Below are 21339 nucleotides of genomic sequence, written 5' to 3'. Positions count from 1 at the left end.
GGAGCCGCGATCTTCACCACCAGCAGCTCCCGGCTGCGAACGGCCGGGAATTCAATTGGCTTGTCTGCGGCGCTGCACGGCGCCGCGTGTTGCGAGCTCCAGGGAGCTCGCTCTGTCATCGGTGTCCGGCGTTGCCGCCTCGTTCCCTCCGACAGGCCCCGCGCGCGCAGGCCACGCGCATCACCTGCGCGAGCCCCGGGATCCGGGTCTCCCGTTCCGGCTCGAGGCCGGGACATCTGGTTGTTCGCCGTGCAGCCGGCTCACGTGAGGGCAACAAAAAACCCTCCGGAGCGGCGGGCTCGGGAGGGTCCGTGTGATGCGGACTGTTGATCTTGCCTCAAGCAAGATCGCTCCCCCGAGCACGGCGCGCGCCATCCACCGGCATGACGCCGTTGGACGTGCGGATGAAGTGTTCGTAGCCGAAGGACATCGTCTCGCTCATGTTTGTCGCGGGCGCAGTCGCTCGCGAGGCCGCGGGACATACGCCGCTTTGTTGGTGCTGTCAACAGCATGGCGTTGATGTTTTGCCGGCTGCTGCGGAGGCCTTGATCTGCAACAACGCGCCGATGCGGAGCATGCTTATCGTGAGCATATCGAGATGCGGCGAGAATTGCGGGCGCAGAGTCATGAACCGACGGCGGGTCCTGATAGGAGGCGGCAGCGCGCTTGCAGCGGCCGCGCTCGGCGCCGGCTCCTGGCGCGCCGCGACCGGCACGATGCGCGCATATGACGACTATAGTGCCCGGTTGCGCGCGCCGTTGTCGTCCGACATCACCGATGTCATCCGTTACGCGACGCTCGCGGCCAACAGCCACAACACGCAGCCGTGGCGCTTTCGCGTGACGCGGGATGCGATCGAGATCATGCCCGATCCGTCACGCCGCACGCCGGTGGTTGATCCGGACGACCATCATCTGTTCGTCAGCCTCGGCTGCGCGGCCGCCAATCTCGCGATCGCCGCCGATGCGAGCGGCCGTCCGGGCGAGATCAGCAGCGACGGCCGGATGGTGCGGTACAGCTTCACGAACGGCACGGCGCATGACGATGCGCGGCTTGCGGCCATCGTCCGCAGGCAGTCGACGCGCGCGGAGTATGACGGACGAGCGGTGCCGCCAGGCGATCTCGCCGCGCTGCAGGCGGCCTCGGCGATGCCAGGCGTCGATCTCGCGATCATCACGGCTCCCGCCGTGATCGCTGCCATCCGCGATCTCGTGGTCGCCGGCAACGACGCGCAGATGCACGATGCCGCGTTCTTGCGCGAGCTGAAGAGCTGGCTGCGGTTCAATCCGCGGAGCGCGATGGAGACGGGCGACGGCCTGTTCGCGGCGGCCAGCGGCAATCCGTCATTGCCGACCGCGCTCGGTGGCCTCGCCTTCGATCAGCTCTTCAATGCAGCATCGGAGAACGACAGATATGCGGGGCAGATCAGCTCATCGGCCGGTGTCGCCGTGTTCACCGCCGAGCAGGCCGACGCCTCGCATTGGATCAGGGCCGGGCAGGCGTGCCAGCGCTTCGCGCTCGAAGCGACGCGGCTGGGGCTGAAGCTCGCCTTCGTCAACCAGCCGGTCGAAGTCGCCGCGTTGCGGCCAGAGCTGGCGCGCGTGGTCGGAACGACGAGGCGGCCGGATCTCGTGCTGCGCTTCGGCTACGGGCCGGCGCTGCCGTTTGCGCCGCGGCGGCGCGTTGCCGACGTGCTGGGTTCATGAGTCGTTCCTGTCAATCTTGACGGATTTGCGACTCGGTGCATTGCTTCGCTGCATGTTCGAGAACACCCGATTGGCACGCATGAGCGACGGGCATTATTGCCTGGTGCGCGACCTTGGCCTGGTCAAGGGCGGCAAGGGCATGCGCCATCACGAGGTGGTGGTGGATTTCAGCTATCGCGGCATCAAGGTGTTTGCCAGGCAGGGCGCGTCGTCGCTGATGCGCCGCGTCGCGGCCAAGCTCGCGCAGCACGACGCCACCTCGAAGCTGCCGGCACTGCTGCGCGTGCGCCTGCGCGAGCCGCAGTAGCGTCAGCGCTTGCGCCGGAGCTTGCCGCGCTGCGCTGTCGCGATCGGTCGTTTCGGCTCGTAGGGGCTGTCCGGATTGACGTCGAGCTCGACCTCGGCGACGCAATATTGCGGCCGGCGGTGGCTGCGCCCGGAATGCCAGCGCCCCTGGCGCAGCTCGACCTCGCTCATGTCGGCGACATCGAAGCACTTCCATTGGCCGCCCGGCGGCAGGCCGCTGCTCGCGCCGCCCGCGAACTGGAACGCGAGCACGCGCTCGCGGCCGGCGGTGTGGCCGAGGATGATCGGGCAGATCGCGCGGGCGAAGCCGCCATAGATGCACAGAATCTGCTGGCGCGAGAGCATCGCCTGCATGATCAATCGGTAGGTCGGGCTCGGCATGCTGGCCTTCTGCACGATGCAGCAACATAAGATCGCCGGCCGCGGCCAGTTCCGCATCGAACCTTGCAGCGGCGGTTCACGGGCTTAGATTGAGCTCTCAACGAGACAGCGCGAGCAAAAAGCCATCATGTCCGATCTCTCCAGCTTCCCGATCACCGCGCGCTGGCCGGCGCGGCATCCCGACCGCATCCAGCTCTATTCACTGCCGACGCCGAACGGCGTGAAGGTCTCGATCATGCTGGAGGAGACCGGCCTGGCCTACGAGCCGCATGCGATCGATTTCGGCAAGGATGAGCAGAAGACGCCGGCATTTCTGTCGCTCAATCCGAACGGCAAGATTCCCGCGATCATCGATCCCGACGGTCCCGGCGGCAAGCCGCTCGGCCTGTTCGAATCCGGCGCGATCCTGCAGTACCTTGCCGAGAAGACCGGGAAATTTCTACCCGACGATCCGGCGCGGCGGTGGCAGACCATCCAGTGGGTGCATTTCCAGATGGGCGGCATCGGCCCGATGTTCGGGCAGCTCGGCTTCTTCCACAAATTCGCCGGCCGTGAGTACGAGGACAAGCGGCCGTTGCAGCGCTACGTCGCGGAGAGCAGGCGGCTGCTCGGCGTACTCGACAACAGGCTCGACGGCCGGCAGTGGATCATGGACGCCGACTACACCATCGCCGACATCGCGACGCTCGGCTGGGTGCGCAACCTGATCGGGTTCTACGGCGCGCGCGACATCGTCGCCTTCGATGAGCTCAAGCACGTGCCGGCCTGGCTGGAGCGCGGCCTGGCGCGGCCGGCGGTGCAGCGCGGGCTGGAGATCCCGCAGCGGCCGTGATCGTCAGCGAGGCCGATTTCGAACGTTGCATCGCCGAACTGCTGGCCGCGCCGGCGATGCCGGGCGACGCCGTGCTGCCGTCCGACAGCGTGATGTGGCGCGTGCATCGCGAGGCCGCGCTGTTTCTCGGCGCCGGCCGCGCGCTGCTGTTGCAGCTCGCCCATCCCTGGGTGGCGGCCGGCATTGCCGAGCAGTCCAGAGTGTTTGCCGATCCGCTCGGCCGTTTCCACCGCACCTTCAGCATCGTCTACACCATGGTGTTCGGCACGCGCGCGCAGGCGGTCGCGGTGGCGCGGCGGCTGTATAGGCGGCACGCCGCGGTCGATGGCGTGATGCCGGAGACGGTCGGACCGTTCGCCGCCGGCTCGCGCTATCGCGCCAACGACGTCGACGCGCTGCGCTGGGTCCATGCCACCCTGGTCGAGACCGCGATGATGTCCTACGGCCTGCTGTGTCCGCCGCTCGGCGATGCCGAGCGCGAGCAATATTGGCGCGAGGCCATGCGGTTCGCGGGCCTGTTCGGAATTCCACACGAGGCCATGCCGCCGGACTGGACGTCGTTCAAGGTCTATGCGGCCGAGATGATGGCGTCGGAGACGCTCACGGTTGGCACGGCCGCGCGCGACATCGCGCAACGCATCTTCTCGGGCGAGGCGACGTGGATCGCACCGCCGCGCTGGTTCACGGCGCTGACGGCCGAGATGCTGCCGGAGCGGCTGCGCCTTGCTTTCGCGCTGCCCTATGGCGAGCGCGAACGCCGCAGCGCGGCGCGGGCCAAACGGTTTCTGCCACGCGCCTACGCGTTGCTGCCGGAGAGATTGCGTACCGTTGGCCCCTATCAGGAGGCGATGGCGCGCATCGAGGGGACGACGTGTCCGCCGTTCACACGGCTGCTCAACCGCGCCTGGATCGGACAGCCCAGCATGGCGAGCCCGTTCGAGCCGCGTGCGGACCGTGCGCGGAGCGGGACGCTCTGAGACCGGCGCGCTTGCGGCGCCGATGACGGATCACGGCCGTGGAGCGAGCTTGAGCGTGATGCCGCGAACCTCCTGCGGCGTCGGCGCGCGGCTGCCGCCGGGTTGGCTGATGCTGAGGCGGATCGACAGCCGTCCGCCCTCGATGGCCTCCTTCGGCACCGGGAGCGCATAGGTCCCGGCCTCCGCACCAGTGCGAAGGCCGAATGGCGAGATGGTCCCGAGCGGCATCCCGGATGCGGTCGTCACCGTCACCTCCTGGCCTCGCCCCAGTGCGCCCAGGCTGATCTCGACGACCGCAGCGTCGCTCGCATCCAATGGCCGCGGCACGACCAGATCGACCGCTCTGAAGGGCTCCGCCGCCAAGGACGAGGCCGGTCGCAGCAAGGTATAGAGCAGCACGGTACAGAGCAGCACGGCGCAGGCCCGCAGCGCGGCGCGCCTGCCGTTCATCGGCGCAGCGGTCCGACCGAGAGCGCTTTCAGGGTCGGCGCGGTGCCGACGCCGCCCGAAGGCACGACGCGGATGCTCAGCGGCTGGTTGGGCGCGGCCCGCAGGGCGGAGAACGCCTCCTGCTTCGTCGGCAGCGGCACCGCGAAGGTCGCATCCATGGTCATGGCCATGCCCGGCATCATCGATCCGAAGAAGGCGATGGTGCCTGCATAATACGGGCTGTCAGCCGTGACCTTGGTGACGTTGGCGGGCGCGTTCACCAGGACGTCGAACTCGCGCACGGTCGAATAGCCGCTCGGGCGGGGCAGCGTGATCTGCGCCATCAGCGGCTGCGGCCGCGTTGCCGCGAGGTGCGCTTCGAGCGCGTCGCCAGGAATCTTCACCGTGCCCGCATTGGCCTTGACCGAGCCCTGCTGCGGCTTGATCTGCGGCGCCGAGGCGACCGCGGGCGGACCCACGATGTCCTCGCCGAAACCCGGCGCATAATCGTAGTCGAAGCGGTCGGTCGAGATGTAGTCGCCGGCCTTGCTGGGGCCGACATAGCCGCCCTTGCCATCGGCGTAGAACAGGAACGGCTCGTCCGAGAATGTCTTCAGGTCGGCCCCCTGCGGCAGGTAGGGTAGCTTGAGCCGCTGCTGCTTGCGTGTCCAGACATCCCAGAGCCGGTCCATGTTCGAATGATGCAGGAAGAAGATCGGATCGACCGGCGACAGGAAATTGGTCATGTTGCCATAGGGGCCGGGATCGAGCGGGCCGACACCGCCGATGTAGTTGTGGACCTTGTTGTGCGGCAGACCTTCCAAGGTCGAGAACTTGGTCGCGCCATTCGGCTGGGTGTTGTGTGAAGCGGTTTTCGAGCTGGTGAAGCTCAGATAGTTGTCGGGGTTGTAGAAGTCGGTCGGCAGAAGGCCCGCCATGATCACGAACGGCGAGACGTCGTAGGTGGTCTTGGCATCGAGCTTCGGATTGTCGCGCGACAGATAGCGTGAGGCGCAGGTGGTCGCGAATGCCTCATTGCCGGAGATGCCGGCATTGGCGGACGGCGAGAAGCCGGTGACGTCGTTCCAGAGATCGTCGATCGACTTGTAGCCGCGGATCTCGAGCTGGCCGCGCTGGTCCTTCGACAGGCCGTTCCAGTAATCCGTCAGCGCCGGCTTGATGAACGAGGTGAAGACCGCGAGATTCCCGGTGAACGGCTGATACGCCTTGTCGGTCGGCGTCAGCACGCCGTCGAACATGCCGGCAGGAATTTCCGGCAGCTCGGTCCAGTCCCAATAGGGCAGGGCGAAACTGTCGTCGCCGCTGAGCGCGCGGATCGATTGCTCGAAATAGCCGAGATAGCCGCGATGCCAGACATAGAACCACCAATTGCCGTGCGGGCAGTCCATCAGATGAATGAACGCGTTGCGGAACCAGTTCTGCGGATGGTTTGCGGGAAGCTGCAGCATGGCGGCGACGCCCTTGGCGTAGCTCGCGAGCATCTTCTGGCCTTCCGCGCTGGTGACGTTGTGGCGGCGATATTTCGCGGCGGCGTGGCCTGGTCTCGGCGAGATGACGGTGCCGGCTGCCGCCATCGCGGCCGTCGCCAGGAACGTTCGGCGGGTCTGTCGCAATCCCATGCTCATCTGAAATGAATCCTGGTTGGAAAAACGCCATGTTGCGTTCTCACGATTGCAATCTCAAGTAGCAATTCCGTGTGATGGCCGTATGATGCCGCCCGAGAGGGTTGCCGATGAACGCGCTGACGCTGCTGATCATCCGTCATGCCGAGAAGCCTGACGGCGACACGACAGGCCCGGGCCTGACCCACACGGGCAAGCCGGATTCGAAGTCGCTGGTGATCTTCGGCTGGGAGCGGGCAGGGGCGTGGACCGCGCTGTTCGGCAGCGGGCTGGGCGGCACGGACTATCCGACACCGCAGGCGGTCTATGCCGCCGATCCCGACAGCACCAAGGACGGCTCCGACCCGAGCCGCCGGCCGTACGAGACGGTGCTCGAGCTCGCGGCGCGCATCGGGCTCGACAAGCCGAACACGTCCTTTGCGAAGGGGCAGGAGGCGGCGCTGGTCGAAGCCCTGCTGCCGCTGTCCGGCACCGTGCTGGTGGCGTGGGAGCACAAGGCGATCATCTCCGACATCCTGCCGCGGCTGCCGGTGAGCAATGAAGGCCAGTTGCCGACCCACTGGTCCGGCAAACGCTTCGATGTCGTGCTGCGCTTCGACCGCGCCGCGGGCGAGGCCGATTTCAAGTTTACAGAGCTGTGTCCCTGCCTGATGCCGGGCGATTCCAACACGCCGTTGAAAGGCGATCCGAAAGACGATTGAGCACCCGATCGCGTTTCGCCTGCTCCAGGGAGATCTCCAGCGGACGGGTGCGTTGGAGCGACGTCCGCAGCAGTGGCGTGGGTAGGGTCGATCGCGCGGGCCGTTTCCTTTCGCGGGTCAGGTCAGGCCAGCGCAACCCGCTCGCGGTCGCTGATCTCCTCGACCCAGGCATGGGCGGCGAACCATTCATGGTAGATGCGGCAGTGCGGGCAGTAGGCGCGCGAGAAGAACACGGGCATGCGCTGAAAGCGCGCAGCGTCCATTTCCATCCCCGTCTCGATGCTGCGGCCGGTCTGCGGACAACGTACCATGATCTTGCCCATCGCGGTCTCCTGTTCGTGGGCCAGATACGCCGGGGATGCGAAGAAAATGTAATGCTCAGCCGACAGTTTCGTGGCAAAGGTCGGAGTGAATTCCGACCGCGGAACGCGTGGCCTCCGCCGCATCAAAAGCGGGTGAATCGCACTGCAAAATGCAGGGCCGATTGTCGCAACGTGGGACATCCATCACCGTCGGACACGATTGTTTGAGGACGCGTGGCATGAGCATCACGATCTACGGAATCAAGAACTGCGACACGATGAAGAAGGCGCGCGCCTGGCTCGACGATCACGGCGTCGCTTACGACTTCCACGACTACAAGATCGCCGGAATCGACAAGGCTAAACTCAAGGCGTGGAGCGACGAACTCGGCTGGGAGGTGCTGCTCAACCGCGCCGGCACGACGTTCAAGAAGTTGCCCGACGCGGACAAGGACGGACTCACCGAGAGCAAGGCGATCGCGCTGATGCTGGCGCAGCCGTCGATGATCAAGCGCCCGGTGCTCGATCTCGGCGGCCGGCGCGTGGTGGGCTTCAAGCCGGATCTCTACGCCAGGGACGTGAAGGCCGCGAAGTAGTTGAGCCGGCGATCGCTGCGCGCGTGTGGGAAAATGCCGGTGGCATGATATTCTATGTCAACGGGAAATACCGGCAGATTTCAACGCAAGGTCCGCCGGCCGCCTTGCGACGTCGTTGCCCAGCTTTCCGCCTTGCCTAACTCACTCGATTGACGGCATATTCCGCCGCGAAGCGGTCGCGGGTGGCGGCGAGGAATCGTCCAGCCGTCCAGCAGAGCCGTCGTACAGGAAGAAGCGAGGGCCAGGCGCTGAAGGCGCCGGCTTGGGGGGAATCTTTGGCTGACGAGTTCATTCTCGAGACCCACGGATTGACGAAGGAATTCGCGGGATTTTTTGCCGTTCGCGATGTTTCGCTCAAGATCCGCCGGGGCACCATTCACGCGCTGATCGGCCCGAACGGGGCCGGCAAGACCACGTGCTTCAACCTGCTGACGAAGTTCCTGACGCCGTCTGCCGGCAAGATTCTCTATAAGGGTCAGGACATTACGGCGACGGCGCCGGCCGACGTGGCAAGGCTCGGCCTGGTCCGCTCGTTCCAGATTTCGGCCGTGTTTCCGCATCTGACCGCGCTGGAGAACGTCCGCGTCGCTCTGCAGCGGCAGCATGGCTCGTCGTTCGACTTCTGGCGCTCCAAGAGCGTTCTGAACCGCTTCAACGGCCGGGCGCTCGAGCTGCTCAACGACGTGGGCCTGAGCGAGTTCGCCAATATTCCGGCGGTCGAAATGCCCTATGGACGCAAGCGCGCGCTGGAGATCGCAACCACGCTGGCGCTCGATCCGGAGATGATGCTGCTGGACGAGCCGATGGCCGGCATGGGCCACGAGGACATCGACAAGATCGCCGCGCTGATCAAGCGCATCTCCGCCAAATACACGATCCTGATGGTCGAGCATAATCTCAGCGTCGTCGCCAACCTCTCCGACACCATCACCGTGCTGACGCGCGGGCAGGTGCTGACGGAAGGGCCGTATTCAGAGCTTTCCAAGGACGAGCGCGTCAAGGAAGCCTATCTGGGAGCCGGACATGCCTGAGGTGATGACGGCCACGAAGCCAGGCGCGGCGGCTGCGACCAGCACCATTCTCGACGTCAACAACCTCGAGAGCTGGTACGGCGAATCCCACATTCTCCATGGCATGAACTTCAATGTGAATGCCGGCGAGGTGGTCACCCTGCTCGGGCGCAACGGCGCCGGCAAGACCACGACGCTGAAGTCGATCATGGGGATCATCGGCAAGCGCACCGGCTCGGTTCAGTTCAACGGTCAGCAGCTGATCCGCATGACCTCGGACAGGATCGCGCGGCTCGGCATTGCGCTGTGCCCGGAGGAGCGCGGCATCTTCGCGAGTCTCGACGTGCGCGAGAACCTGCTGCTGCCGCCGGTGGTGCGGCCGGGCGGGCTGACGCTCGATCAGATCTTCGAGCTGTTCCCGAATTTGAAGGAGCGGCTGAAGAGCCAGGGCACCAAGCTGTCCGGCGGCGAGCAGCAGATGCTGGCGATCGCGCGCATCCTGCGCACCGGCGCCAGCTTCCTGATGCTGGACGAGCCGACCGAGGGTCTCGCGCCCGTGATCATCCAGCAGATCGGCCACACCATCGCGCGGCTGAAGAAGGAAGGCTTCACGATTCTCCTCGTCGAGCAGAACTTCCGTTTCGCCTCGACGGTCGCTGACCGCTACTACGTGGTCGAGCACGGCAAGGTCATCGACGGCTTCGCCAATGCCGATCTGTCGGCCAACATGGACAAGCTGCATACTTACCTCGGCGTCTGACCGGCGCCGGCGATGTCGGCTCGACGGTTTGATCGTTAGTGTTGCGGCAGTTTTCTCGGCAGTTGTCTTGGAAAGTTCTGGAAGTTGGAAATGAAGAGCAAATTCATCGCGTCGCTGCTGCTGGGAACGGCACTCACGCTCGCCGCTGGCAGCGTCGCTTCGGCCGGCGACAAGACCATCAAGATCGGCGCGCTGTCCGATCAGTCGGGTCTTTATGCCGATCTAGGCGGTCCCGGCTCGACGCTCGCGGCGCAGATGGCGATCGAGGATTCCGGTCTCACCGCGAAGGGCTGGAAGATCGACGTCATCTCCGGCGATCACCAGAACAAGCCGGATATCGGCACCTCGATCGCGCGGCAGTGGTTCGACGTCGACAAGGTCGACGTCATCGTCGACGTGCCGAACTCGGGCGTGGCGCTGGCGGTGAACAACGTCGTCAAGGAAAAGAACGGCGTCTACATCAATTCGGGCGCTGCGACCTCGGATCTCACCAACGCGCAGTGCTCGCCCAATACGGTGCACTGGACCTACGACACCTACATGCTCGCGCACACCACCGGCCAGGCGCTGGTCAAGGCGGGCGGCTCGACCTGGTATTTCCTGACCGCCGACTACGCCTTCGGCGCGGCGCTGGAGCGCGACACCACGGCGGTCGTGACCGCCAATGGCGGCAAGGTGATCGGCAGCGTCAAGCACCCGCTCAACACCTCCGACTTCTCTTCCTTCCTGCTGCAGGCGCAGTCGTCGAACGCCAAGGTCATCGGCCTCGCCAATGCCGGCGGCGACACCACCAATTCGATCAAGCAGGCGGCCGAGTTCGGCATCACGAAGGGCGGCCAGAAGCTCGCGGCGCTGCTGTTGTTCCTGACCGACGTCAAGTCGATCGGGCTCGACATCGCGCAGGGCCTCAACTTCACCGAGACCTTCTACTGGGACATGAACGACCAGACCCGCGCGTTCTCGGACCGCTTTGCCAAACGGATGAAGAACGGCGCGCCGCCGACCATGGTGCAGGCGGGCGTCTATGCCGGCTTGATGCATTACTTCAAGGCGTTGGAGGCGCTCGGCGAGAACCCGCATGACGGCGTCAAGATCGTCGACAAGATGAAGTCGATCCCGACCGACGATGCGCTGTTCGGCAAGGGCGAGATCCAGCCGAACGGCCGCACCATCCACACTGCGTATCTGTTCGAGGTCAAGAAGCCCTCGGAGTCCAAGGGCCCGTGGGATCTCTACAAGCTGGTCGGCTCGGTACCGGGCGACCAGGCCTTCACACCGCTCGACAAGAGCGCGTGCGCCTTGTTGAAGAAGTGAACCGCTGCCGTCCCGGCGGCTGATCCCGCCGGAACCGCTGTCTTTAGGAAACGCCGAGAGAAAACAGAAACAAGACGATGCAGGCCCTCTACGCACAGCTCCTGGTCGGACTGATCAACGGCTCGTTCTACGCGCTGCTCAGTCTCGGGCTTGCCGTCATCTTCGGCATGCTCAACATCATCAACTTCGCCCATGGCGCGCTCTACATGATGGGCGCGTTCTGCGCCTATTTTCTGCTCAACCTCGGCGGCATCAATTATTGGTGGGCGCTGCTGCTGGCGCCGATCATCGTCGGCGCCTTCGGCATGATCCTCGAGCGCACCATGCTGCAATGGATTGCCGGGCTCGACCATCTCTACGGACTGCTGCTGACGTTCGGACTGGCGCTGATCATCCAGGGCGTGTTCCAGAACTTCTTCGGCTCGTCCGGCCTGCCTTACGCGATCCCGGATCAGCTCCGTGGCGGCATGAACCTCGGCTTCATGTATCTGCCGGTCTATCGCGGCTGGGTCGTCATCTTCTCCCTGGTCGTCTGCCTGGCGACCTGGTTCCTGATCGAGCGCACCCGGCTCGGCGCCTACCTGCGCGCAGCCACCGAGAACCCGACCTTGGTGCGGGCCTTCGGCATCAACGTCCCGCGCATGATCACGCTGACCTACGGCCTCGGCGTCGGGCTTGCGGCGCTGGCCGGCGTGCTGTCGGCGCCGATCAACCAGGTGCGGCCGCTGATGGGCGAGCACATCATCATCGTGGTGTTCGCGGTGGTTGTGATCGGCGGCATGGGTTCGATCATGGGCTCGATCATCACCGGCTTCCTGCTCGGCGTGATCGAGGGACTGACAAAGTATTTCTACCCCGAGGCTTCCAACACCGTGGTCTTCGTTCTGATGGTCCTGGTGCTGCTGGTGAAGCCGACGGGTCTGACCGGACGGGCGGCCTGACATGACATCCATCACCGACGCGACCCTGCCGATCACCCCGCGCGCGATGCGCGACGAGATGATCGTGTTCGTCATCATGGCAGCGCTGCTGGCGATCGTGCCGTGGACCGGGCTGTACCCGTTCTTCGTCATGCAGGCGCTGTGCTTCGCGCTGCTCGCCTGCGCCTTCAACCTCCTGATCGGCTATGGCGGCCTGTTGTCGTTCGGCCACGCGATGTTCCTGGGAACGGCCGGCTATTGCAGCGCCCACGCGTTGAAAGTGTGGGGGCTGCCGCCCGAGCTCGGCATCCTCACGGGCGTTGCCGGATCGTTCGTCCTGTCGGTGATCACCGGCTACATCTCGATCCGCCGGCAGGGCATCTATTTCGCGATGATCACCCTGGCGCTGTCGCAGCTCTTGTACTTCATCTATCTGCAGGCGCCGTTCACCCATGGCGAGGACGGTATCCAGGGCATTCCGCAGGGGCGGATGTTCGGCATCCTCGACCTGTCCAAGCCGACGGTGCTGTATTACGTCGTGCTGGCCGGCTTCCTCGCCGGCTTCCTGCTGATCTTCCGCACCATCAACTCGCCGTTCGGCGAGGTGCTGAAGTCGATCCGCGAGAACGAGCAGCGGGCGATCTCGCTGGGCTACAAGACCGACCAGTATAAGCTGCTCGCCTTCATCCTGTCGGGGACGCTGGCTGGCCTGGCCGGTGCGCTGAAGGTGTTCGTCGCCCAGAATGCCTCGCTGACCGACGTCGAGGTCGGGATGTCCGGCCAGATCGTGCTCATGACCCTGGTCGGCGGGCTCGGCACCGTGTTCGGCCCCGTCGTCGGCGCCTTCGTGATCGTCGGCATGCAGCAATATCTGTCCGGCTTCGGCCAGTGGGTGACGGTGATCCAGGGCGGCATCTTCGTCGCCTGCGTGCTCACCTTCCGCCGCGGCGTGGTCGGAGAAATCGCCCATCTGTTCAAGCGATCCCTCTAAGCTATTGATCTGTAAAGAGATCGTCGAAAGGGCAGAAAGCGGTGGATGAACCGGCCACCGCTTCTGCTGGTGCGCGATCCGGAGTATGACAGTTCTGTGACGGGTCGGCCCTGGCCCGTTTCGGAATGGATGGATCTCGTCCCATGCTGCACTGGTTTCGCGCCGTTCTCCCGCGGGAGGAGCGGTTTTTCGATTTGTTCGCCCGCCACAACAAGGTGGTGATCCAAGGCGCGCATGCGCTGCAGGACATGCTTAAGGGCGGCGACGACATCCTCAGGCACTGCCAGCGCGTCAGCCAGCTCGAGAACGAGGCCGACAACATCACACGGGAGGTGCTGACCGCGGTCCGCCGCACCTTCATCACCCCGTTCGACCGCGGCGACATCAAGAACCTGATCACCTCGATGGACGACGCCATCGACCAGATGCAGCAGACCGCCAAGGCCGTGGTGCTGTTCGAGGTCAAGGAGTTCGAGCCGACCATGCGCGAGATGGGCACCTTGCTGGTCGATTGCGCCAATCTGATCGGGAAGGCGCTGCCGCTGCTGCAGGCGATCGGCCAGAACGTGCCGATGATCACCGCGATCACCGAGGAGATGACCAAGCTCGAGGGCCGGGTCGACGACCTCCACGACATCGGGCTGAAGGAGCTATTCCTCAAGCACCGCAACGCCAACACGATGGACTTCATCGTCGGCGCCGAGATCTACGACCATCTGGAGAAGGTCGCCGACCGCTTCGACGACGTCGCCAACGAGATCAATTCGATCATGATCGAACAGGTCTAGGGTAGGGCCGCGCCGTGGACGCTCAACTCGGCCTTCCGATCCTGGTTGGCCTCATCGCCGTCGCACTCGCCTTCGATTTCCTGAACGGCCTGCACGACGCCGCCAACTCGATCGCGACCATCGTCTCGACCCGCGTGCTCCGGCCGCAATATGCGGTGTTCTGGGCCGCGTTCTTCAATTTCGTGGCGTTCAGCGTGTTCGGACTGCATGTCGCGCAGACCATCGGCACCGGGATCATCGATCCCGCGATCGTCGACGCCCACGTGATCTTCGCGGCCCTGGTCGGCGCGATCGTCTGGAACCTGGTCACCTGGGCGGCCGGCATTCCGTCGTCGAGCTCGCACGCGCTGATCGGCGGCTTGGTCGGGGCAGGGGTCGCCAAGGCCGGCATCTCGGCCACCGTGTGGAGCGGCCTGTCCAAGACCGTGCTCGCGATCGTGCTGTCGCCGCTGGTCGGGCTGGTGCTGGCGATGATCCTGGTTGCGATCGTGTCCTGGGCCTCGGTGCGCTCGACGCCGTTTGCCGTGGACCGGGCCTTCCGCATCCTGCAATTCGCTTCGGCCTCGCTGTATTCGCTCGGCCACGGCGGCAACGACGCGCAGAAGACGATGGGCATCATCGCGGTGCTGTTGTACTCGCAGGGCCATCTCGGCGAGCAGTTCACGGTGCCGTTCTGGGTGGTGCTGTCGTGCCAGGCCGCGATGGCGCTGGGCACGCTGATGGGCGGCTGGCGCATCGTCCGGACCATGGGCCTGCGCATCACCAAGCTGAATCCGATGCAGGGCTTCTGCGCCGAGACCGGCGGCGCCATCACGCTGTTCCTGGCGACGTTCCTCGGCGTGCCCGTCTCGACCACCCACACCATCACCGGTGCCATCGTCGGCGTCGGCGCCGCCCGCCGCGCCTCGGCGGTGCGCTGGAACGTCGCCGGATCGATCGTCTATGCCTGGATCTTCACGATTCCGGCCTCGGCCATCGTAGCGGCACTGAGCTTCTGGCTGGTGTCGGTGCTCAGGCACTAAAGACGGCGGGACCGTCCTGAAACGTTGGGGCCTCATGGTTCGAGACGCGCCGCAAGCGCGGCGCTCCTCACCATGAGGGTTTGGGGCTGGATCTGGTCCGCAAAACGGACTCCGCTACAGATTCAGACCTCGTCCTGAGGAGCGCGCCGCTTGGCGCGCGTCTTGAAGGACGGCCGTGGGCGGGATGCGGGGTCCGGGCGGGCCACGGTCAGGCCGGTTAACTCCCCGGTTGGAGTTGCGGTGCAAAACGCCTATATGGAGGGCGCGCGGCGGCCGTGATCCCGCGCCTTTTCATCACATAGCGCTCTCTCTGGCCTCAAAACGACGTCCGCCGCCTCATGTCCGATTCCGCCGTCACCACTGAACAGCCGTCCCGCTCCGCGCTCTCCGATGAGGTCGCGCGCCGGCGCACCTTCGCCATCATCTCGCATCCGGACGCCGGCAAGACCACGCTGACCGAGAAGCTCTTGCTGTTCGGCGGCGCCATCAACCTCGCCGGCCAGGTCAAGGCCAAGGGCGAGCGCCGCAACACCCGCTCGGACTGGATGAAGATCGAGCGCGAGCGTGGCATCTCGGTCGTCACGTCGGTGATGACCTTCGAGTTCGAGGGCCTCGTCTTCAACCTGCTGGACACGCCGGGCCATGAGGACTTCAGCGAGGACACGTATCGCACGCTGACCGCAGTCGACTCCGCCGTCATGGTGATCGACGCCGCCAAGGGCATCGAGGCGCGCACGCGCAAGCTGTTCGAGGTCTGCCGCCTGCGCGACATCCCGATCATCACCTTCATCAACAAGATGGACCGCGAGAGCCGCGACACCTTCGACCTGCTGGACGAGATCGAGAAGACGCTGGCGCTCGACACCACACCGATGACCTGGCCGGTCGGCCGCGGCCGCGACTTCATCGGCACCTATGACGTCAGAGACGGCGGCGTGCGCCTGCTCGAAGGCGGTGGCGCCAAGACCGGCGCGGCGCAGCAGATCGCGATCTCCGAGCTCGGCAAGCTCAACGCCAATCTCGACATGGGCCAGATCACCGACGAGCTTGAGCTGGTCAAGGAAGCCTGCAAGCCGTTCGACCTGGAGGCGTTCCGCGAGGGCCATCTGACGCCGGTCTATTTCGGCAGCGCGCTGCGCAATTTCGGCGTCGGCGATCTCCTGGAAGGTCTCGGCCGCTACGCGCCGTCGCCGCGCGCGCAGGAGTCCAACCTGCGCAAGGTCGACGCCGCCGAGCCGCGCATGAGCGCCTTCGTGTTCAAGATCCAGGCGAACATGGACCCGAACCATCGCGACCGCATCGCGTTCGCGCGGCTGTGCTCGGGCAAGCTCAACCGCGGCATGAAGGCCAAGCTGGTGCGCACCGGCAAGACCATGCCGCTGTCGAGCCCGCAATTCTTCTTCGCACAGGACCGCTCGGTGGCGGACGAGGCCTTCGCCGGCGACGTCGTCGGCATTCCCAACCACGGTAGCCTGCGCATCGGCGACACCCTGACCGAGGGCGAAGACCTGACCTTCGTCGGCGTGCCGAGCTTCGCCCCGGAAATCGTCCGCCGCGTCCGCCTCACCGATGCGATGAAGGCCAAGAAGCTCAAGGAAGCCTTGCAGCAGATGTCGGAGGAGGGCGTCGTGCAGGTGTTCCGTCCGCGCGATGGCGCGCCGGCGCTGGTCGGCGTGGTCGGACCGCTGCAGCTCGACGTGCTCAAGGCGCGGCTCGATGCGGAATATTCACTGCCGGTCGAGTTCGAGATCTCCGAGTTCTCGCTGGCGCGCTGGATCTCCTGCGACGACAAGAAGAAGCTCGAGGCGTTCATCGCCGCCAACAATTCCGGCGTCGCCGACGACGTCGATGGCGACCCCGTGTTCCTGGCCAAGAACGAGTTCTATCTCGGCTACACCAAGGAGCGCGCGGAGGGCATCGTGTTCTCCAACGTCAAGGACGTGAAGAAGAAGGCGTGAGGGCTGGCTCCGTTGTCAGCCGTCATTCCGGGGCATCGCGCAGCGATGAACCCGGAATCCATCTTGCCTCTGGTTCTGTCGTCCGATGGATTCCGGGCTCGCCCTGCGGGCGCCCCGGAATGACGTGGGGAGAGAGTTCCCTCCAAAACTCGGGGCTGCTCACAGCTCGATGATGCCGCGCCTTGCCGCGTGCGCCACCGCATCCGTTCGCCCGGTGGCGTCGAGCTTGTCGAGCAGCGAGCCGACGTGAAATTTCGCGGTGTGCACGGAGATGCCGAGGCTGCGGGCGATCTCCTTGTTGGAGCAGCCCTCGGCCATCAGCGCCAGGACGTCGCGCTCGCGCGCGGTGAGCTGAAAATCATCGATCGCCTGGCCGTCGATCCTGTCGTCGCCGCTGTGCGTCTCATCACTGCCATGCAATGGCGCGATCGCGACGTCGGCGCTCTCGCCGGGGGCGACCAGCGTCAGGCCCGTGACATCGCCGAGCAGCGCCGCCAGCCGGTCGGCGAGCTCGGCATCGTCGACCGCGATTGCGATCCTGATCGGCCCGCGCGCCTCCTCGCTCACGCCGGCCTCTCGCCGATGGTCAGGGCGAACTGCACCGGCTCGCCGGCACGCAGCGCTGCGACCTCGACGACGGCGCCGACGCTGTCCGGACCGAGTTCGCGCATCATCGCGCGCATGCCCCTGAACGGCTCCTTGTTGAGAGCGGTGATGACGTCACCCTGGCGCAGGCCGGCGGCAGCGGCCGGGCCGCTCTTGTCGAGGCTCATGATCATCGCACCGAGTCCGTCGTCGAGCCGGACCGGCTGCAGGCCGGCGCCGAGATAGCCGCGCGCGATGCGACCATGCGTCTCGAGCTTGCCCGCGACCCGTTCGATCGTAGCCGCGGGTATCACGAGCGTCCGGCGCGGGCCGCGCACGGCCATTCCGATCGCGTGGCCTGCAGCGTCGAGCACGAGGCCGCCTTCGGAGCTGTGGCGCAGCCGGGTGTCGAGCTCGATCCGCGCATCGATGTCGCCGCCGCGCAGGCTGCGCCACGGGCCGGCGGATTTCGAGACCATGGCGAGCGCTGCGACCGGCGTGCCCTGGTCGGCGGCGGCGATGACCGCGAGCGAGCCGAGCGCGGGCACCTCGCCGGAGAGTTTGACTGGCGCCGCCGCGCCGCCATCGAAGCGGAGCAGGGCGATGTCGGTGGTGTGATCGCGGCCTGCCATCCCGGCGGGACGTGTGGTGCCGTCGGCGAAGACGATAGTGACGTCGCCTTCATCGGCCAGCGCCTCATCGGCGGTGACGATGAGGCCTGATTTCCAGACGAAGCCGGAGGCGCGCAAGCGGTGCGAGTGGACCGAGACCAGAGACGGTGCGACCGCGGCGACGGTCGTCGAAAGCGCTGATGAGAGCGAGGAGAGGGTGGACAGATCGGACATCGCGGGCTCCATGGGTTGATCCCAATGTGGAGCGTCGGTCGGCGTTTCGGAACTCCCCGGATGGGCAGGCTATGAGTTGAACTCAGAGCGTCTTCCGCGACTTCGGCAGCGGAAACGCGAGATCGCCGTGTTTCGACGTCTTCAGCCCCAGCCCGACCAGCGCCTCGGCGAAGCGCACGGCGGCGGCGACGCCGTCGATCACGGGAATGCCGAGCTCGGTCGAGAGATCGCGCGCCAGATCGGCCATGCCGGCGCAGCCGAGCACGATGGCGCCGATCCCGTCCTCGCGCAGCGCCGCCCGGCATTCGCCGAGCAGCGTGCCGCGCACATTGGCCTCGGGCTTGTCGAGATCGAGCACGGCGACGTCGACCGCGCGCACCTTGCGGCAATGCTGCTCCATGCCGTAGTTGCGCACGAGGTGCTCCGCGATCACCTTGGTGCGCGACAGCGTGGTTACGATGCTGAAATGGGTGGCGACGAAGCTCGCCGCATGCATCGCGGCTTCCGCGATGCCGAGCACCGGCACGCCCGACAATTCGCGCGCGGCGAGCAGGCCGGGATCGCCGAAGCAGGCGATCACATGGGCGTGGCAGCCCTCGGCGTCGCCGGCTTCGATCTCCTTGAGCATGCCGACCGCGGCAATCGCCTCGTCGTAGTGCCCCTCGATCGAGGCGGCGCCGAACCGCGCGGTGCGGCCGACGATCCGCGTCGACGGGCTTGCGCTGGCCTGGGCCGCCTTGGCGATCAATTCGGTCATCGTCACCGTCATGTTCGGGTTGATGACGTTGATCACGGTCTCGCTGTGGCTCATCGTCGCGTCCGTCCGTTGTCGCATCCTGCCGTGTTCTAGCCGAGTTCCGCAGGCACGGTCGAGGGCCGTTCGCGACGCGGGAACGCGCAGACGTGAACGGGATTGAGCTTGCGAATTCTGCGATCGGATCCAGCTTGGAGTCCATTCCAGCCCGAGAGTCCCATGCTCCGTGTCGTCGTGCTCGTCCTGTTGATGGTGGCCGCTCCGGCCACCGCCGACGCGCGCCGCCAGCAGATCAATCCGGTGCCGTTCGCGCACACACCGTGCAGCGTGCTCGACGAGGGACCATGCACGCCGTCGTTCTGCAGCGTCTACGGGCCGTGGCCTTGCATTCCCGAGATGAACTATCCCTATGGCCAGAACCTGCAACTGACGATCGAGAGCCGGCCTGCCAAGGATCAGGAAGCCAAATATCAGAAGCCGGATCACGATCTCGACACGATCGGCGATCTGTTCGCAGCGCTGCGTGCATGCTGGACGCCGCCGCCGGAGGACAACGCCCGCGCCGGGATGCAGATGACGGTGCGCTTCAGCTTCAAGCGGACCGGCGAGATGATCGCGCCGCCGCGCGTGACCTTCGCAACATCAGGCGCCCCGGCCGACACGCGTGCGACCTATCTGAAGACGATCAATGCCTCGCTCGACGGCTGCCTGCCGCTGAAGTTCACAAAAGGGCTGGGCGGCGCGCTCGCCGGCCGGCCGATCGCGATCCGCTATGTCGAGAATCGTGATCTGAAGAACACGTCGGAGCGGTGATGGCTTCGCCCGCTGGGCACGACCTCTCGACCGCCCCGTGTCTCGCGCCCATCGTCATTCCGGGGCGACGCGTTCGCGTCGAACCCGGAATTTCGCGATTGCCTGCAAGAACGCAAGCCAATCTCGAGATTCCGGGTTCGGCTCTGCGAGCCGCCCCGGAATGACGGCTGAGGCGCTTGGCGCCTCACCTCGAAAATGCAGGCCACGTTGCGAGGCCGCCCCCGGAAATGATACCGGTGCCCACGCACAGGTCGCGTGCAAGCGAAGGGGGATGCCGTGGGACTTCTGGTGATGGTGGTGGGGCTGGTGCTGTTTCTCGGCGCCCATGTGTTCACGACCCGGCGCGAGGCGCGCGCGCAGGTCATCGCGCGGCTGGGCGAGGGCACGTACAAGCTGGTCTACACGGTCGTGGCCCTTGCCGGCCTCGTCCTGATCGTGTGGGGCTTTGCCGATTACCGCAGCGGCGGCTGGATCCAGGTCTGGACGCCGCCGAAGGCGCTCAAGCACATCAATCTCGCGCTGATGCTGCCGGCCGTCATCATGGTGGTCGCCGCCTACATCCGCGGCCGCATCTACACCGTGCTGAAGCACCCCATGCTGGCGGGCGTGAAGCTGTGGGCGTTCGGGCATCTGCTCGCCAATGGCGACCTCGGCGGCATCATCCTGTTCGGCTCGATCCTGGCCTGGGCGGTGTTCGACCGCATTTCGCTGAAGCGGCGCGCTGACGCCGGCGGCCCGCCGATCCCGGTCGGCGGCGTCGGCAACGACGTGATCGCGGTGGTGGTCGGCATCGTCGTCTATCTGGCGCTGGGCTTCGCGTTCCATCCCGTCGTGCTCGGCATTCCGGTCATTGGGGGGTAGCGATGTCGGTGCAGTCGACGGTCCGCCGAAAGACGGCTCCCGAGATCCGCGCCCGCAAGGGCGGCGAGCCGATCGTGATGCTGACGTCCTACCACGCCCATACCGCGGCGCTGGTCGATCGCCATTGCGATGTGATCCTGGTCGGCGATTCCCTTGGGAACGTGATGCACGGTTTCGAGACCACCGTGCCGGTGACCCTGGAGATGATGATCCTGCAGGGCCGCGCCGTGATGCGTGGTTCGCGTCAGGCGCTGGTGGTGGTCGACATGCCGTTCGGCTGCTACGAGGCGTCGAAGGAGCAGGCGTTTCATGCGGCGGTGCGGATCCTGAAGGAGACGCAATGCGGCGCGGTCAAGCTCGAGGGCGGGGTGCGGATGGCCGAGACGGTGGCCTTCCTCAGCGAGCGCGGCATTCCGGTGATGGGCCATGTCGGCCTGACGCCGCAATCGATCAACACGCTCGGCTCGTTCCGCGCGCAGGGCCGCGACGAGGCGGATTGGGCCGCGATCGAGAGCGACGCTGCGGCGATCGCGCAGGCCGGCGCGTTCTCGGTTGTGATCGAGGCCGTGGCCGAGCCGCTGGCGCGCAAGATCACGCAGCAGATCGCGATCCCCACCATCGGCATCGGCGCCAGCGCCGCCTGCGACGGCCAGGTGCTGGTGCTGGAGGACATGCTCGGCCTGTCGCCACGCGCGCCGAAATTCGTCCGCCGCTACGGCAATCTCGGTCCGGCGATCGACGAGGCGGTCGAGCGCTACGCGGCCGACGTGCGTAGCCGTGTGTTTCCGGCGGCGGAACATGTCTACGGCATGAAGTCCAAGACCTGACGGGCGCCTCTCGCTTGG

General features: G+C 65.9%; 24 protein-coding genes. 17 read left to right on the top strand and 7 right to left on the bottom strand.

Annotated features, from left to right (window positions below; genetic code table 11):
- Window positions 1-626: 626 nt before the first annotated feature.
- A complete protein-coding gene (locus ACQR1F_RS06700; RefSeq protein ID WP_434912707.1) occupies window positions 627-1706 on the top strand; it encodes an Acg family FMN-binding oxidoreductase in 1080 nt (359 codons plus the stop codon).
- A gap of 79 nt (window positions 1707-1785) precedes the next feature.
- Complete coding sequence (locus ACQR1F_RS06695; RefSeq protein WP_316180996.1) at window positions 1786-2013, top strand: hypothetical protein; 228 nt, start codon at window positions 1786-1788, stop codon at window positions 2011-2013.
- 2 nt (window positions 2014-2015) lie between these two features.
- Here ACQR1F_RS06695 and ACQR1F_RS06690 read toward each other — a convergent pair whose 3' ends face one another.
- Complete coding sequence (locus ACQR1F_RS06690; protein WP_434880841.1) at window positions 2016-2393, bottom strand: hypothetical protein; 378 nt, start codon at window positions 2391-2393, stop codon at window positions 2016-2018.
- Between the two features lie 127 nt (window positions 2394-2520).
- On the opposite strand from ACQR1F_RS06690, the gene ACQR1F_RS06685 reads away from it, so the two are divergent.
- Together ACQR1F_RS06685 and ACQR1F_RS06680 are read left to right on the top strand one after the other, a co-directional pair.
- Complete coding sequence (locus tag ACQR1F_RS06685) at window positions 2521-3225, top strand: glutathione S-transferase N-terminal domain-containing protein (protein WP_434880842.1); 705 nt, start codon at window positions 2521-2523, stop codon at window positions 3223-3225.
- Window positions 3222-4202, top strand: a complete 981-nt coding sequence (locus ACQR1F_RS06680; RefSeq protein WP_434885647.1) for an oxygenase MpaB family protein — start codon at window positions 3222-3224, stop codon at window positions 4200-4202. The genes ACQR1F_RS06685 and ACQR1F_RS06680 overlap by 4 nt, the downstream gene beginning before the upstream one ends.
- A 30-nt stretch (window positions 4203-4232) precedes the next feature.
- Here the strand turns inward: ACQR1F_RS06680 and ACQR1F_RS06675 are convergent, their stop codons facing one another.
- The gene (locus ACQR1F_RS06675) at window positions 4233-4652 is read right to left on the bottom strand and encodes a hypothetical protein (protein ID WP_316236663.1); all 420 of its coding nucleotides are present in this window, start codon (window positions 4650-4652) and stop codon (window positions 4233-4235) included.
- A complete protein-coding gene (locus ACQR1F_RS06670) occupies window positions 4649-6277 on the bottom strand; it encodes a tyrosinase family protein (protein ID WP_434880844.1) in 1629 nt (542 codons plus the stop codon). Before ACQR1F_RS06670 ends, ACQR1F_RS06675 begins: the two co-directional genes overlap by 4 nt.
- Window positions 6278-6384: 107 nt before the next feature.
- Between ACQR1F_RS06670 and ACQR1F_RS06665 the strand changes: the two genes are divergently transcribed.
- Window positions 6385-6975 carry a histidine phosphatase family protein gene (locus ACQR1F_RS06665; protein WP_316236662.1) on the top strand — a complete coding sequence of 197 codons (591 nt, stop codon included), beginning with the start codon at window positions 6385-6387 and terminating at the stop codon, window positions 6973-6975.
- 122 nt (window positions 6976-7097) lie between these two features.
- Here ACQR1F_RS06665 and ACQR1F_RS06660 read toward each other — a convergent pair whose 3' ends face one another.
- Window positions 7098-7298: a hypothetical protein gene (locus ACQR1F_RS06660; protein ID WP_315800353.1), complete on the bottom strand. Its 201-nt coding sequence runs from the start codon at window positions 7296-7298 to the stop codon at window positions 7098-7100.
- Between the two features lie 218 nt (window positions 7299-7516).
- On the opposite strand from ACQR1F_RS06660, the gene ACQR1F_RS06655 reads away from it, so the two are divergent.
- From ACQR1F_RS06655 to ACQR1F_RS06615, 9 genes are all read left to right on the top strand, one after another.
- Window positions 7517-7873, top strand: a complete 357-nt coding sequence (locus ACQR1F_RS06655) for an ArsC family reductase (RefSeq protein WP_434912706.1) — start codon at window positions 7517-7519, stop codon at window positions 7871-7873.
- A 275-nt stretch (window positions 7874-8148) separates the two neighbouring features.
- The gene (locus ACQR1F_RS06650) at window positions 8149-8904 is read left to right on the top strand and encodes an ABC transporter ATP-binding protein (protein ID WP_315800351.1); all 756 of its coding nucleotides are present in this window, start codon (window positions 8149-8151) and stop codon (window positions 8902-8904) included.
- A complete protein-coding gene (locus ACQR1F_RS06645) occupies window positions 8897-9643 on the top strand; it encodes an ABC transporter ATP-binding protein (protein WP_315800350.1) in 747 nt (248 codons plus the stop codon). Before ACQR1F_RS06650 ends, ACQR1F_RS06645 begins: the two co-directional genes overlap by 8 nt.
- 90 nt (window positions 9644-9733) lie before the next feature.
- The gene (locus tag ACQR1F_RS06640; protein ID WP_315800349.1) at window positions 9734-10957 is read left to right on the top strand and encodes an ABC transporter substrate-binding protein; all 1224 of its coding nucleotides are present in this window, start codon (window positions 9734-9736) and stop codon (window positions 10955-10957) included.
- A 77-nt stretch (window positions 10958-11034) separates the two neighbouring features.
- Window positions 11035-11898 (top strand): branched-chain amino acid ABC transporter permease, encoded by an 864-nt coding sequence (locus ACQR1F_RS06635; protein WP_315800348.1) that lies wholly within the window; start codon window positions 11035-11037, stop codon window positions 11896-11898.
- 1 nt (window position 11899) lies between these two features.
- A complete protein-coding gene (locus ACQR1F_RS06630) occupies window positions 11900-12868 on the top strand; it encodes a branched-chain amino acid ABC transporter permease (RefSeq protein WP_315800347.1) in 969 nt (322 codons plus the stop codon).
- 143 nt (window positions 12869-13011) lie between these two features.
- Window positions 13012-13656: a DUF47 domain-containing protein gene (locus ACQR1F_RS06625; RefSeq protein ID WP_315800346.1), complete on the top strand. Its 645-nt coding sequence runs from the start codon at window positions 13012-13014 to the stop codon at window positions 13654-13656.
- A gap of 14 nt (window positions 13657-13670) precedes the next feature.
- On the top strand, window positions 13671-14678 hold the full coding sequence (locus tag ACQR1F_RS06620; RefSeq protein WP_315800345.1) for an inorganic phosphate transporter: 1008 nt from the start codon (window positions 13671-13673) through the stop codon (window positions 14676-14678).
- A 338-nt stretch (window positions 14679-15016) separates the two neighbouring features.
- A complete protein-coding gene (locus ACQR1F_RS06615) occupies window positions 15017-16636 on the top strand; it encodes a peptide chain release factor 3 (protein ID WP_315800344.1) in 1620 nt (539 codons plus the stop codon).
- A 159-nt stretch (window positions 16637-16795) separates the two neighbouring features.
- Here the strand turns inward: ACQR1F_RS06615 and ACQR1F_RS06610 are convergent, their stop codons facing one another.
- The 3 genes from ACQR1F_RS06610 to ACQR1F_RS06600 all read right to left on the bottom strand — a co-directional run bounded on the left by ACQR1F_RS06610 (window position 16796) and on the right by ACQR1F_RS06600 (window position 18877).
- Entirely contained in the window at window positions 16796-17203 is a 408-nt protein-coding gene (locus ACQR1F_RS06610) for a response regulator transcription factor (RefSeq protein ID WP_434892240.1), read from the bottom strand.
- A complete protein-coding gene (locus tag ACQR1F_RS06605) occupies window positions 17200-18066 on the bottom strand; it encodes a S1C family serine protease (protein WP_434912705.1) in 867 nt (288 codons plus the stop codon). The genes ACQR1F_RS06610 and ACQR1F_RS06605 overlap by 4 nt, the downstream gene beginning before the upstream one ends.
- Before the next feature lie 82 nt (window positions 18067-18148).
- A complete protein-coding gene (locus ACQR1F_RS06600) occupies window positions 18149-18877 on the bottom strand; it encodes an aspartate/glutamate racemase family protein (RefSeq protein WP_315800341.1) in 729 nt (242 codons plus the stop codon).
- A gap of 162 nt (window positions 18878-19039) precedes the next feature.
- Here ACQR1F_RS06600 and ACQR1F_RS06595 point away from each other — a divergent pair, with 162 nt between their 5' ends.
- The 3 genes from ACQR1F_RS06595 to panB all read left to right on the top strand — a co-directional run bounded on the left by ACQR1F_RS06595 (window position 19040) and on the right by panB (window position 21321).
- Window positions 19040-19633, top strand: coding sequence for a hypothetical protein (locus ACQR1F_RS06595; RefSeq protein WP_315800340.1), 594 nt, complete (start codon window positions 19040-19042; stop codon window positions 19631-19633).
- A gap of 276 nt (window positions 19634-19909) precedes the next feature.
- On the top strand, window positions 19910-20494 hold the full coding sequence (locus ACQR1F_RS06590) for an NnrU family protein (RefSeq protein WP_434912704.1): 585 nt from the start codon (window positions 19910-19912) through the stop codon (window positions 20492-20494).
- Window positions 20495-20496: 2 nt separating this feature from the next.
- Window positions 20497-21321 carry a 3-methyl-2-oxobutanoate hydroxymethyltransferase gene (gene panB / locus ACQR1F_RS06585; RefSeq protein WP_434872908.1) on the top strand — a complete coding sequence of 275 codons (825 nt, stop codon included), beginning with the start codon at window positions 20497-20499 and terminating at the stop codon, window positions 21319-21321.
- Window positions 21322-21339 lie beyond the last annotated feature (18 nt).

It is taken from the genome of Bradyrhizobium sp. HKCCYLS3013 (genome assembly GCF_051167615.1).
GTDB lineage: Bacteria > Pseudomonadota > Alphaproteobacteria > Rhizobiales > Xanthobacteraceae > Bradyrhizobium.
This window is presented reverse-complemented; position numbering and strand designations above follow the sequence as displayed.